The organism is Bartonella sp. AA1HLJMS (assembly GCF_042197445.1).
Classification (GTDB): Bacteria; Pseudomonadota; Alphaproteobacteria; order Rhizobiales; family Rhizobiaceae; genus Bartonella.
The window spans coordinates 1-12,757 of record NZ_JBHIRW010000033.1; the positions used below are offsets into that span (position 1 = coordinate 1).

The following is a 12,757-nucleotide window of genomic DNA, read 5'->3' on the forward strand; positions in this document are numbered from 1 at the left end:
TTTGCTAAGGAAAAAGTGCGTTTGGCGATGCGTTATCTCATAGATTATGAAGGTCTTGGCAAGAAGCTTCTCAAAGGGATTGGTATCCCACGGGCAAGTTTTATTCCTCTTAGCAATGTTGGGGCTTTGGATGAAAAAGAAGGGCAACCCTTTAAACTTGATATTCAAAAAGCAAAACAGCTTTTAGCAGAGGCTGGTTATCCGAACGGATTTGAGGCAAATTTTCTCGTGTCAAACACTCCTTATACTTTGTTACTTGCTCAGTCACTCCAGGATAGTGCTGCACAGGCGGGGGTGCGTCTTAAAATTGAACGTGTAGCAGGTACACAGTTGTTTTCAAAAGTTAATGCACGGGCTTTTGATACGGCTTTTATCGGATGGAATAATGATTCTGTGGATCCTCATACAATGGCTTCACGTCTTATTTTCAATCCAGATAATCGTTTTGAGGCTAGAAATACAGCCTATCCTAGTTGGCAGCATGGGTATTTTGATGCCAATATGAATCAAAAAGTTGAAGAGGCGTTATTTCAAAAAGATCCGCAAAAACGGGCACAACTCTATGCTGATTTACAACGTGAATTGATGCAAAAAGGACCTTATGCGTTTATCTTTCAACAATATAGCGTTGTCGCGATGACGCCTGATATCAAAAAGTGGGTTTGGAATAGTGCGCCGCGTATTTTTTATAGTAAAATTGAAAAATAAGTGTGTCTTTTTAGTGTTATCAAAGCTAAAAAGAGCTTAATCATAATTGCATGATGAAAGTATTCTCCCATATAAAGCTCTTCAGTTTTTTAAGGATGAAACTGTGAGGGATGTTTGTGTAGTAGCAGTATATAATTAAGATCGTTTATAGGGAGCGATGAATATAGAAAGTTATATTGGGGAGGATCTTTGTTTATGGTTATAGATTCCCTGCATCCCGAATATAGACTGATGTATAAGAAAATTATTTTATAGATGCTTAGTTTGATTAAATGAAATTGATGTCTAATGCTATGCTATTTAAGCAAAATCACAATCACTTTGTGTGAAAAGGTAGAAGAATACAAAAGGAAGAGATAAAATGGGAAAACAAAGAATATTGAAAAAAATTTCTATTTTATTAAGCTCAATCGTTTTTTTTAATGGGGCTGTAACATCGGCATTCAGTGCCTCATCTAAAGATATATTGGTAATGGCATGGAATATTGATTCAATTAGTAGTTTTGATCCAGCGCAAACTGTTGAGGTTGTGACGAGTGAGTTATTGACGAATATTTGCAGCGCGTTAGTGAAATATGATGAGCATGATCCTACAAAAATTCGCCCTGCTATGGCAAAATCTTGGGACGTTTTAGATAATGGCAAAAGAATAGTCTTTCATCTTCGTGATGATTTAAAGTTTAATGATGGAAGGATGGCTACAGCGCAAGATCTGGTATGGTCGATGCGACGGATTATTAAATTAGGATTAAGCTATGCTCAATCTTTAATGGATTATGGGTTTACCAAAAACAATATTGAAACAAATATTCAGGCTCTTGATGATAAGACTTTACAATTAAAATTAGATAAACCCTATCCTATTCAGCTCATATTGACTGTTATTGGACAATCTTATGCTTCTGCTTTGCTTGATCGGAAAACAATTGAAGCACAGAGTATTAACGGTGATATGGGGAATAAATATTTAGCAACACATACAGCTTGTGTTGGACCTTATAAATTGGTGAGCTGGTCTCCAGGAGATAAAGTTGTGTTAGAGGCGACACAACATTATTGGGGCGATGTGCCTAAAATTAAGCAGATTGTTGTGCAGCATGTAGCGGATTCATCAAGTCAAAGACTTCTTTTGGAAAAAGGTGATGTGGATATAGTGCGTGATCTTTCTTCAGAGGATATTTTAGATCTTGAAAAAAAAGGAGGCCCAGTCAAAATTAGTCGTGTTTTGCGTCCGCAGATTATTTACCTATCGTTAAATAATAAGAATGCAATTTTTGCGAATGAAAAGGTCAGATTGGCACTTCGTTATTTGGTTGATTATGAAGGTCTTGGAAAAACTGTTTTGAAAGGGATTGCTATTCCACGGGCAACTTATATGTCTTTAGGTGTTCCAGGTGCTTTAGATGAAAAAGAAGGTTTGCCTTTTCAGTTGGATTTGAAAAAAGCAAAACAACTGATTACTGAAGCGGGTTATCCTAATGGGTTTAAAGCTAATCTTTTAGTTGGAAGCCTTAGTTATATGTCGTCTGTTGCACAGTCTATTCAAGCCAATGCACGCAAAATTGGTGTTGAGCTTACAATTGAAAAAATGGCACAAAATCAATTGTTGAGCCGTGTACGTGGTGGAAATTATGATACTGCACTTATGGGGTGGGGGAGTGCCGATCCTGATGGACATCCTGCTTCATTAAATCACGTGTTTAACCCTGATCCAACATTTACAAAAAAGCACAATATGTATTTAGCTTGGCGCGCTGGGTATTATGATGAAAATATTAATAACATGGTGATGGATGCTTTGTTTGAGCAAGATCCCAATAAGCGCATTGTGCGATATCGTACTTTACAGCATTATGTGCTAGAGCATGGTCCTATGGTTTATTTATTTCAGACATATTATACCGTTGGTATGGGACCTGATGTCAAAAAATGGATTTGGAACAGTTATAGACTTTATTACAATGAAGCAGAAAAATAAAAAGAAGCATGTTATAGAAAAGGATTGTAGAACATGCTTAATAAGAGATTGTTTTGTTATATAAAAAGGTATTTGCTTTATGTTTTGTCGCTACAGAGGGGATTTTTATAATGGTTTTGCCACTTTCAGAGACTGAAAGAGCTGTATCAGAAAAGCAGAAAAAATTATTTTTATGGGATTTTTTATGCAAAGGATTGAAACTTCTTATTTCAGTTTTTATCACATTGCTTGGGTTGGTGACGATCACTTTTTTTCTTGGTCATCTTCTTCCTCTAGATCCGGTTCTGTCTATTCTTGGTGATAATATCAGTCAGGAAGCTTATGATGCAATGTATTATAAGCTGGGTCTTGATAAGCCGTTGATTGTCCAATATTGGAAGTATCTTCATAATGTATTTTTGTTTGACTTTGGAGATGCTTTAACTTCTGGGCGACCTGTTCTAGCCGATATTATGCGTGTATTTCCTGCAACATTAGAGCTTGCAACCGTTGCTATTGTTATTGGCACAAGTCTTGGAATTCCATTTGGTGTTTTTGCAGCAATGTATCGCGATTCATTTATTGATTATGTTGTCCGTGTTTTTACACTTTTAAGTTATTCTACTCCAACATTTTGGCTCGGATTAATGGCGTTGTTAATATTTTACGCCAAGCTTGGCTGGGTTGGTGGCCCAGGACGACTTGATTTTCTTTATGAATATTCTTTTGAACCAAAAACAGGATTTTTCCTTTGGGATACTGCAAGCCAAGGACAATGGGAGGCTTTTGGTAATGTTTTTAGTCACGTTATTATGCCTGCTTTGATCTTGGCTTTCGGTGCTATGGCTTATATTAGCCGTATGACTCGTGGGTTTATGATTGAGCAGCTTAATCAGGAATATATCATTACTGCACGTGTAAAGGGATTATCGTGGGCGCGAACCGTTTGGGGGCATGCCTTTCGAAATGCTGCTGTTCAAATTATTACTGTTGTTGCACTTTCTTATGCTTTTTTATTAGAAGGGGCTGTTTTAACGGAGACAGTTTTTGCTTGGCCTGGTTTTGGACATTACTTGACAAATGCTCTTTTAGCCGGAGATATGAATGCAGTTGTAGGATGTACTTTACTTGTAGGATTTATCTTTGTCGCCATTAATTTATTTTCTGATTTGCTTTATCGCATTTTTGATCCAAGGACACGTTGAATATGACAGTAAGTAATCATCATAAATCGCAATCATCATCTTCTTTAGGTAGTTGGTTAAACGATCCTGTTCCAAACTCAATAATTCAAGCGAACATACAAAGAATTTATCACGCACTGGCTAAGTTTTTTCATAACTTTTCGGCTGTATTCGGTCTGCTTATTATTTGTATTATTATCATATGTGCATTTTTTGCTCCTTGGATTGCTACGCATGATTTTCTTAGCAATGATCTGGGGCATCGGTTGCAGCCACCCTCTATGGCGCATTATTTTGGAACAGATGAATTGGGACGTGATATTTTTAGTCGCCTTATTTTTGGTTCCCGTATTACTCTTTATGTTGTTTTTCTTACAACAGTTATTGTAGGTCCAATAGGGCTTATTGTTGGAACTGTATCTGGTTATATGGGCGGATGGGTTGATACTGTGCTCATGCGCATTGTCGATATTTTTCTTGCTTTTCCAGGTTTGATTTTAGCTCTTGCATTTTCAGCCGCATTGGGACCAGGGATTGAAAATGCTTCTATTGCAATTTCAATTGCAGCATGGCCACCAATTGCACGTTTAGCACGTGCTGAGACTTTGACAATACGTTCTTCTGATTATGTTTCTGTAGTTCGCCTGCAAGGGGCCTCTGCTTGGCGAATTATTTTGTTTCATGTTGCGCCCATGTGTATTCCTTCAGTGATTGTACGATTAACTTTGGATATGTCTGGAATTATTTTAACGGCTGCTGGTCTTGGTTTTTTAGGGTTGGGAGCTCAACTTCCAAGTCCTGAATGGGGTGCGATGCTTTCTTCAGGGCGGGAATTTATGATGACAAATTGGTGGTTGGCGGCAATACCAGGCTGTGCAATATTATTTGCAAGTCTTGCTTTCAACCTTTTAGGTGATGGTCTTCGTGATGTATTGGATCCACGCAATGGGTAATAAATTATTAGAAGTAGAAGATTTACGTATTTCTTTTCCTACAACGCGGGGCATTTCAGAAGTTGTGCGTGGCGTTAGTTTTTCTGTTGGAAAAGAAAAAATTGGAATTGTTGGTGAATCCGGATCTGGAAAATCGATGACTGGGCGCGCAATACTAAGGTTGAGTCCAAAAGCAGCCATTGTTAAAGCTAAAAAAATGCGCTTTGAGGATGTTGATTTATTGGCCGCAAGTGAACCTCAGATGCGAAAAATCCGTGGGAAACGTATTTCAATGATTTTACAGGATCCCAAATATTCACTTAATCCATTAATACGGATCGGGGAACAGATTATGGAGGCTTACCGTATTCATTACCGTGTTTCAAAAGCTGAAGCGAGGGAGCGCACCATATCTATGTTAGAATCTGTTCATATTCGTGATCCTGAACATGTGATGCGTCTCTTTCCTCATGAAATATCTGGGGGGATGGGGCAACGCGTGATGATTGCAATGATGCTCATTCCAAAACCTGATTTAATTATTGCTGATGAGCCAACATCTGCACTTGATATTACGGTCAGACGACAAGTTTTATCTGTATTAGATGAACTTGTGACAAAATCTGGAACGGGACTTATTTTCATTAGTCATGATTTAAATATGATTGCTGATTTTTGTGATCGTATTTTGGTGATGTATGCGGGCCGTGTCTTAGAAGAGTTGCCTGCTTCTGATTTGTCTCACGCTTGTCATCCTTATACAAAGGCGTTGCTCGCGAGTTTGCCACGGCTTGATAATCCAGTTGATATTTTGGCTGTTCCTGAGCGTGATCCTGATTGGTTGTATAATCCTACGATTGTTAATGGCGTTGAGGAGGTTCCTCATGACAAATTGTGAGAATATTATTGATGTTTCTAATTTATCTGTAACTTTTGGGCACAGGCATAAGGCAGTAACAGTTGTTAAAAATGTTAATTTTCATATTAAGCGTGGTGAAGCTTATGGTTTGATTGGTGAATCCGGATGTGGAAAGTCAACTATTTTGAATACATTGGTGGGGCTTATTCCAGATTATAGTGGAAAATTCCTTTTTGCTGGACAAGAAGTTGAAAAGAAAAGAAGTAAGGATTTTTTACGCTGTATTCAAATGGTTTTTCAAGATCCTTATGCTTCGCTGCATCCAAGAAAAATGGTCCATACGGTTCTTTCTGAATCGCTCAAAATCCATGGAATGGATAATCAAAGAGAGCGGGTGGAGGATGCTTTAGATTCCGTTGGTTTAGATTCTTCATTTCTTTATCGTTATCCTCATGAGTTGTCTGGAGGGCAGCGTCAGCGTATTGCTCTTGCACGTGCTTTAATTATTGAGCCAGAGGTGTTGTTGCTTGATGAGCCAACGTCTGCATTGGATGTGTCGGTACAGGCTGAAATTTTAAACTTGTTGAAATCGTTGCGAGCGAGAAAAAAGCTTACTTATTTGATGGTGTCCCATGATCTTGCTGTTGTTGCACATATTTGTGAACGTGTTGGAATTATGCATAAAGGGATTATTCTTGAAGAGCTTAGCAATGATGAATTGCGTAATCTACATGCGCAACACGATTATACAAAGGAGTTTTTTGAAGCAAGTATAGAGCCTATTGTCCATAGAGAGCAAAGAGCATGATCAATTTTACAGAAGAGAAAATGCAATTTTATTTGTTTTGAAGTTTCTGGAGATGTTTGGCGGCATTGTTAAGAGGGAAGGGGATAATAGGATTTTTTCAGTATGAATTTTCTGGGCAGTGTTTGAGCTGTAATATTTTAAATCCTATTAGAACTTCCATTTTGAAATATATGAGTGACTTATAACATACATCCCTTTGTTTGATATTATTGCATTATTTTTTACTTATCATTTTATGTTCAAAAGTTTTATTTTGGGATTTTAAGCATTAAATTCGTGAGAAATAACAAAAGATAGTAATGTTGTATTTTCTAGAAAAGCTTCTCATTATTTTACAATATCATTTTGTTTTTGGTTGTTCTCTTTTTTACAATTTTATTCTTTATAAAAAGAATTTTTTGTAAAAAACATCCAATGGTCAATGAATGTCTTCAAATATTTCGCTGTTCTCTATTTAAAAAAGCGCTTAAAAACAGCTTATAATAAACCAAAAAGGCAGCAATATACTGCCTTTTTGTTAAATTGAATAGGCTATTTTACAGTTTTGATTTAAAACTGATAGAGTATTCCTCCTGAAAAGCTTGCACCACTTATACCAGTTTTTTGAAGCTTTTGTTGATAGCTGACATCACCATGAAGGGAGAGGTTAGCGGACAATTATGCACCAATACCAAGCCCACCTTCAACGGAACTTCCCGAGGGGTCACATTTATAATACTTATCAATATGGAATGTCTGATCATCACCAAAGGTTTTGATTAAGTTTACTTTTCCATAGAAAGACATAGGACGGCTGTTTTCAGTGGCAATGGTTTTTGTCAAACGTCCACCAACACGGGATTATCCATTGAGAAGGATTTTGCATCTCAATGGTCAGATTATCAGCATCTTTAATGGTATCAAACATCAAATGTTGATAGGTAAGCTGTGCCTGCGGTTCGAATGTTACGGCTTGAATACCCGTTGCAAATTGTTTGCCAACAGTGGTGGAGATACTCAACATTTTGGCGTTTTTCAATTTTGCAGTTTTACCAATAAGAGCATTGGTGATATCTCCCTTTATTATCCCATAGGATAAAAGCGTATCAAGGTAGAAACCATTGTCACGCTGTTTACTGCCATAGGCGGCGGTGAGTTGAAATGACTATTTATTCAATATGCTCTTACTTGCTGTCTTGCATATCTTTGGGGGTGAAAGAGAGTTGCCCGTAGGTTCGGACAAGACCCAAATGTGTTGTAGATATTTTTCCCTTCTGCGCGACAAGGTTAATAGCTCCTTGTAGAACAGCATAGTGAAGATGAGCACTGCTATAACCATATTTACTAGGAGCACTACTTATCAGAAAATAAGCTTCCTGTTTCTCCATAGGCGTATAAGAAAAAGCCATTCCGTTTGTCTTATTCTTTCCTTAAGACAGATGTCGCATATTGGCTAACAGTTGCACTTTGCTTATCCATATCGGTCAATCCAGCATACAAGAGAGCACATGGCATGATAAAATAGCTTGTATTTATGGCACGATGGTTTTTACTTTTGAGTCGCTATCAAGCAGTACTGGTTGTAAGCGAAAATCCCAGAAATTTTTATTTTCTCCTAAAAGGTTTTGTTCAGCATTTGTTTTACTGTGGTTTGATTTTGGTCCATAAGCTTTCAGTATATATTTATAAGGTGAACCACTTATTGTGATATAGTCCTGTGCAAGTTTGAAAGAGTTTTGATTTACTTTCCCAGAAACTTGAATGAGTGAAAGACCACGTGCACTGGTAAGAGCAGAAGCATCTGCTTTAATATTGTTCTTTTCTAAATGTCCAGTGATATAAACCAGTGTAGTCCCTGAAACATCACCGTGAATCAGAAGATGGTCAGCTTTTTGTTTGTTTATGGCAGCATTATCACTCCATTCGACGTTGAAATGAATTTCTGCTTTTCCTGTAGCATTGTAGACTTTTTTAGTATTTGGTCTGCCAGATCCTATGTGCAACGTGTGATAATGATCTTCAGTTGGCTCTTCAAAAACAATAGAGCTGTTATTGATGTTAAGGACAGAAATATCAGAACGTGCTCTTTGAGCAATATCAAGCAGTTTTTTGTTCTGGCTTTTTTTATTTGTGCTTGTTTTCAATATCCATTTCGTATTGTTTTGCAAATCAAAGACTGTTTTGAATTTTTTTTCAGAGCTCACTTTGCCGTCTAAGATGGAGTGATCGGCGTTTAATGTAAAAGTGAAATCATTTTTTTTCGTTGAAGCTTCGGTTACTAATAAAACATTGGCACGGATTTCTGAATTTTTGAGATTGGCTTTACCAATTGATTCATTTGCATTAATTCCAGTACCGTTTTTAATATGAAGTTTTGCATTGGTTAAATTGATTTCTGATGTTTTATTGTTCTTAGATTTTTCAAATGCTATACCTCTATCTTCTGCTGTGGCAGAAACATTTGTTACATCAATATGTCCATTGTTATTTACAACAAATGCACTATTTTCGGCAATTATTGTCCCTCCACTCATTTTGATTGTGCTGCCATTTTCTGAATAAAGTCCGATCTCAGCATTTTTAATCGTTGTATGGCCATATAATTCAACTAAACTGCCAACATCTTGGCTTTCCGCACCGAATCCATTACTATCTGCTGTTATTAGAGTAACATTCGTGGCTTTAATATGTCCACCGTTTCCGGCAAATAATGCAGTAGTTTTACCTTGTACTGTTCCTTCCGTTATGGTGATGGTGGATTTTGAGTCTTTTGCATAGAGCCCACTGTCATCAGATGATGTAATTTGAGCATTGTCAGTTAAAGTAATAGTGCTGCCGTTTATGGCAGATACTGCTGCACCTTTTGCGTTAAATGATCCTCCAGAAACTGTTATTTGAGAACCATTATCTGAAATTATGCTATTGATTGCTTGCGGAACGGTTACATTTTCTAAAGTAATGGCACTTCTTCTTGCGATTATTGCATTGATTAGTAGTGCATTATCCTTACGATTTAATATCGTTACATCTTTCAGTTTGTTATTGCTCTTGTTTTTTAATAAGTGAACGCCTGCTTCGGAAGCAGTAATGGTTCCTCCGATCATTTTGATTGTGCTATCGTTTTGCGCATCAATTCCGATTTTAACGTCACTGATCGTTGTATTTCCAAGCAATTCAATCACACTGTTAGAGCCAGAGGCTGCTGCACCAGCAGCTACACCACTGCCATTATTAGTTGCTTTTAAAGCAACATTTGTAACCGTAATATGGCCACCTATGTCTGCTTCTAAGGCTGTATATTTTCCTGTCACGTTTCCTGTTGTCATTGTAATTGTGGATTTTGAGTCTTGTGCATAGAGGCCTGCTTCATCATGTGACGTAATTTGAGCATTGTCCGTTAAGGTGATACTGCTACCGTTTTGAGCACATATTGTTGCATAGCTTGAATCAAATGATCCTCCAGAGATTGTTATGTTAGAACGATTATTTGCAATTACGCTGTTGCCTGTTTGAGTCACTTTTACATTTTTTAAAGTGAGACCACTTTCTTTCTCTAGAAGAATTCCTTTGCCTGAATTTCTATCTTTACCGGTTGATATTATTACATTTTCTAGTTTACTTTCGGTGCTCTTACTATTCACGAAGCCAACACCAGTTTTAGAAGTTGTAATAGTCCCCCCAATCATTTTAATTACGCCACCGTTACTTGCCACAAGCCCAACACCAGCATTCTTAATCGTTGTATTGCCATATAATTCAATCATACTATTAGCGCTATTGACTCCTGCGCCTATTATAGGAACATCAGTGACCTGGCCCCCATGTTCATTTGTTGTTAGAGCAACATCCGTGACCTTAATATGTCCACCGTTTTCTGCGACCAACGCTAATTCTCCGGTTACTGTTCCTCCCGTCATTGTGATGGTAGAATGTAAACCATTTGTGTAGAGTCCTTTGCTATTCGATGATGTTGATGTAACTTGAACGTCACCTTTTTTATTGCTGGTTAAAGTAATGTTGCTGCCGTTTCCAGCGTATACCCCTACGTTTTTTCCCTCAAATGATCCTCCAGAAACCGTTACTTTAGAATGATTATTTGCAACTATGCCACTTTTTGCCCGCGTAACTGTTACATTTTCTAAAGTGACGTTGCTTTCCTTGTCTGCACCTATTCCTGTGATTTTAGGCTCTTTATTGTTACTGCCCGATATTTTTACATTTTCTAGCTTGTTTCCATTGCTCTTACTATTATAGAAACCAGCACCGGTTGCAGAAGCTGTAATGGTCCCTCCGATCATTTTAATCATTCCACTGTTTTGTGCATGAAGACCGATTACAGCATTCTTAATTGTTGTATTCCCATGCAATTCAATCACGCTGTTCGGACCGCCGGCAACAACTGTTCCGATTTTATCATTCGTCGCATTTAACGCAACATCCGTGACCTTGATACGTCCACCGTTTTCTGCAACCAACGCCATTTTTTCTGTGATTACGCTTCCTCCCGTCATTTCGATTGTGGTTTCTGAATCTGTTGCATGGAGTCCAGTGCCATGAGATGATGTAGTTTGAACATTGTTAGTTAGAGTTACGCGACTGCCATTGTAAGCAGATATTGCTGCCTTTGTGGCATCAAATGATCCTCCCAATATCGTGATTTCAGATTTATTATTTGCAGTAACGCTATTCATTGCCTTAGTCACCTTTAGATTTTCTAAAGTGACTTCACTATTTTTGTCTGCAAATATTGCAAAAGTTAGTGGAGCTTTGCCTTTGCCACTTGATATTATTATATCTTTTAGCTTGTTTTCAGCATTCTTACTGTTCAAGAACTTAGCTCCAGTGTTGGAAACTGTAATAGTTCCCCCAGTCATTTTCAGTGTAGCACCATCTTTTGCTTCAAGACCGAAGAAAATGCTAGAACCAGTTCCTTTAATGGTTGTACCATCCAGTAATTCAATCGCAGTATTAGAACCTTCAGCTGTTATAGCGTGCGCATTTGTGCTTATGTTGGTGTTTGTTTTTTTGTTTCCGATTATCGTCAAATGCTTGCCGATAATTTGACCACTTTTTTTTGCGTGAATAATTTCATAGGTTTCGTTGGAAACTTCTTTTTTACTTTCTGAAATTTCAAGATTTTTAGCTTGTGCATTAAGATTGATACCAAAAAGTACAACTGCCACAATTGCTGTACAGGATAGAAGAATTTTTTTAGGCATCAGCCTACTCCTTTTAAAGCCCCCAACATTCATTTTCCCGCTAACTTCATAAGCAGAAGTGAAAATAGATATTGCTTTTATTTTAATAACACAGCACTTTGATATTTTATTTTGCTTTTTTTGTCAAAATTAAAGTTGTATTTATGTTTAATTATGTAATATTAAATTTATTTCATAATGTATTTTTATCTAATTATATTTTAAAAATAAGTTTTTTATTAATGGTACATATTATTTTATATCAATATTCATTTATTTTAATATTTATTGATGTATAATTAAAGAAATACAGTTATATAAAATAAATTAAAAAATATAATATAAATAATAATAGTATTGTTTTTAATATTGTACATTTTCAAAAAAATAAGAGATTTTATAGTTTTAAAGTTAATAAATAAAAAATATTTTTGTGTGTAATTTACTTTATACTTTATACTTTATATTTTATATTGAGTGGAAAAAGGTGAAATTAGAGTGGATATGTGATAATTGATTGTTCTTACCTACATTATGTATCGAATGAGTTTTTGACAGCAAAAATGAGAGAAGGCTTTAATAGAGCGTTGAGGGTTCTTTGAGTGCTCAGTGTCTTCTTTGAACAAATGAAATATAAAAATATACAGAATCCGCTGATAAGCCACAATTTCCGAAAGGCTACATACTATACAAAACTCCGTTGGATGTAGTTTGACATTAGGTTTTGTACTAAGTGGGGAGAGGTGAGATTAGTTAGAAATACGTGATAATTTATTGTTTTTATGGTTATTTTTTACCATTAAATGCGCGTTTTGTAAAATGGCATGGGGCAAGGACCATCCCGTTTCAACAAGCGCCATTATCAAAACCATTGCCGCCCTGATGGCTTTTAACATTGCTCTACGTGTGTTGCGCTTTACCATGACTGGCGCACACGTCTTGGTTTATTTTAGTGCCGATACGGCAACCATCACCAAATGGAAAAACATCATTGCTGCTGCTTTTGATCTCTCTTCCCATTGGCAAAAGTTTAAACAAGGACTTTCCTCTGTTGTCGAGTGGTTTGGCAATTTGTGGGAGGGCGTTAAACAAAGCTTTTCCAACTTTTGGCAATGGTTGAAGAGTTTTTTTA

General features: G+C 36.8%; 6 protein-coding genes and 3 pseudogenes. 7 read left to right on the top strand and 2 right to left on the bottom strand.

Translation table 11 applies throughout. The features are described from left to right. The 6 genes from ACFIQE_RS07640 to ACFIQE_RS07665 form a co-directional block, all read left to right on the top strand. A partial coding sequence (locus ACFIQE_RS07640; RefSeq protein ID WP_375707462.1) for an ABC transporter substrate-binding protein occupies positions 1-708 on the top strand: 708 nt, incomplete at its 5' end. A gap of 361 nt (positions 709-1,069) precedes the next feature. Then, on the top strand, positions 1,070-2,686 hold the full coding sequence (locus tag ACFIQE_RS07645) for an ABC transporter substrate-binding protein (protein WP_375621722.1): 1,617 nt from the start codon (positions 1,070-1,072) through the stop codon (positions 2,684-2,686). A gap of 110 nt (positions 2,687-2,796) precedes the next feature. After that, positions 2,797-3,870, top strand: a complete 1,074-nt coding sequence (locus ACFIQE_RS07650; RefSeq protein WP_375641087.1) for an ABC transporter permease — start codon at positions 2,797-2,799, stop codon at positions 3,868-3,870. A gap of 2 nt (positions 3,871-3,872) precedes the next feature. After that, positions 3,873-4,802: an ABC transporter permease gene (locus ACFIQE_RS07655; RefSeq protein ID WP_375632501.1), complete on the top strand. Its 930-nt coding sequence runs from the start codon at positions 3,873-3,875 to the stop codon at positions 4,800-4,802. Then, positions 4,795-5,679: an ABC transporter ATP-binding protein gene (locus tag ACFIQE_RS07660; protein ID WP_273790733.1), complete on the top strand. Its 885-nt coding sequence runs from the start codon at positions 4,795-4,797 to the stop codon at positions 5,677-5,679. The genes ACFIQE_RS07655 and ACFIQE_RS07660 overlap by 8 nt, the downstream gene beginning before the upstream one ends. Next, the gene (locus tag ACFIQE_RS07665) at positions 5,666-6,448 is read left to right on the top strand and encodes an ABC transporter ATP-binding protein (protein ID WP_375648563.1); all 783 of its coding nucleotides are present in this window, start codon (positions 5,666-5,668) and stop codon (positions 6,446-6,448) included. Before ACFIQE_RS07660 ends, ACFIQE_RS07665 begins: the two co-directional genes overlap by 14 nt. A 549-nt stretch (positions 6,449-6,997) precedes the next feature. On the opposite strand, the pseudogene ACFIQE_RS11430 reads toward ACFIQE_RS07665, so the two are convergent. Together ACFIQE_RS11430 and ACFIQE_RS11435 are read right to left on the bottom strand one after the other, a co-directional pair. Then, positions 6,998-8,919 (bottom strand): annotated as a pseudogene (locus ACFIQE_RS11430) (autotransporter outer membrane beta-barrel domain-containing protein); the annotation flags it as partial. A gap of 1,515 nt (positions 8,920-10,434) precedes the next feature. Further along, positions 10,435-11,679 (bottom strand): annotated as a pseudogene (locus ACFIQE_RS11435) (autotransporter outer membrane beta-barrel domain-containing protein); the annotation flags it as partial. Positions 11,680-12,444: 765 nt separating this feature from the next. Between ACFIQE_RS11435 and ACFIQE_RS07675 the strand changes: the two are divergent. Further along, positions 12,445-12,757, top strand: a pseudogene (locus tag ACFIQE_RS07675) (hypothetical protein); the annotation flags it as partial.

Coding starts and splice junctions, on each gene's coding strand:
- ACFIQE_RS07650 (WP_375641087.1), top strand. CDS start 2,797: ATGGTTTTGCCACTTTCAGAGACTGAAAGAGCTGTATCAGAAAAGCAG.
- ACFIQE_RS07660 (WP_273790733.1), top strand. CDS start 4,795: ATGGGTAATAAATTATTAGAAGTAGAAGATTTACGTATTTCTTTTCCT.
- ACFIQE_RS07645 (WP_375621722.1), top strand. CDS start 1,070: ATGGGAAAACAAAGAATATTGAAAAAAATTTCTATTTTATTAAGCTCA.
- ACFIQE_RS07665 (WP_375648563.1), top strand. CDS start 5,666: ATGACAAATTGTGAGAATATTATTGATGTTTCTAATTTATCTGTAACT.
- ACFIQE_RS07655 (WP_375632501.1), top strand. CDS start 3,873: ATGACAGTAAGTAATCATCATAAATCGCAATCATCATCTTCTTTAGGT.